The organism is Bacillus sp. SIMBA_031 (genome assembly GCF_046535225.1).
Classification (GTDB): domain Bacteria; phylum Bacillota; class Bacilli; order Bacillales; family Bacillaceae; genus Bacillus; species Bacillus velezensis.
Genome location: NZ_JAWRXC010000707.1, coordinates 1 through 234 on the forward strand (window position 1 = coordinate 1; position 234 = coordinate 234).

General features: G+C 64.5%; 1 protein-coding gene. It reads left to right on the top strand.

What is annotated here, in order from left to right; genetic code table 11:
- A partial coding sequence (locus SB724_RS21910) for an SDR family oxidoreductase (protein ID WP_410573194.1) occupies positions 1–165 on the top strand: 165 nt, incomplete at its 5' end.
- Positions 166–234 lie beyond the last annotated feature (69 nt).

Sequence of the window (234 nt, forward strand, 5' to 3'; positions counted from 1 at the left end):
GCGCTAGGCGAGGAAGGCCAGAAGGTCTTCGCCTCGATGACTCCGCTCCAGCGCATGGCCGATCCGGCAGAGATCGCAGCGGCGGCCGCCTTTCTCGCGTCGCCGGACAGCAGTTTCATGACCGCCAGCGAGGTTGCCGTTGACGGCGGCCTTGCGCAACTCTGACACGCTACGCTCGCCGGTCACTCCATTCGATATTCGGAGCCCGTAGGGCGTCGCACACCGAAGGAAAAT